This is a genomic window from Acinetobacter sp. 1566109 (genome assembly GCF_000582255.1).
Lineage (GTDB): Bacteria > Pseudomonadota > Gammaproteobacteria > Pseudomonadales > Moraxellaceae > Acinetobacter > Acinetobacter nosocomialis.
In genome coordinates this window covers 1-506 of the sequence record NZ_JEYB01000227.1, presented here as the reverse complement: position 1 = coordinate 506, position 506 = coordinate 1, and the positions used below count along the sequence as shown (strand labels likewise).

1 protein-coding gene is annotated in these 506 nt (G+C 39.9%); it reads left to right on the top strand.

What is annotated here, in order from left to right:
* Positions 1–488, top strand: a 488-nt coding sequence (locus tag J582_RS25570) for an IS3 family transposase (protein ID WP_032049021.1), incomplete at its 5' end; no start/stop codon positions are given.
* Positions 489–506: the final 18 nt, after the last annotated feature.

Here is a 506-nt window from a genome sequence, read left to right as displayed (position 1 = left end):
CCTATATTCAAACTCATTCAGGCTGGGTCTATACCGCCTTTATTATTGATGTGTTCTCACGAGCAATTGTTGGATGGAAAGTATCTACACGGATGAATACAGATATGGTGCTCGATGCATTGGAGCAAGCATTGCACGATCGAGGCATGCCAAAGAATGTGATTCATCATTCCGATAGAGGTGTTCAATATCTTTCTATTCGCTATACCAATCGTTTAGAAGCTGCAAATTTACGAGCATCAGTCGGTACGACTGGTGATTCATACGATAATGCTTTGGCTGAAACGGTGAATGGCTTATACAAAACAGAGGTGATTGAATATTTAAAAGCAGATTGGCAAGGTTTAGCAGATGTACAACTTGCGACACTAAACTGGGTAGATTGGTTCAATAAAAAGCGTGTACACAGTGCACTGGGTTATGTATCGCCTTTTGAGTTTGAAGCAATGTACTATGATAAGATTAATCCGTTAGGTCAGGTGGCCTAACTTAAATAAAAAAGTCTC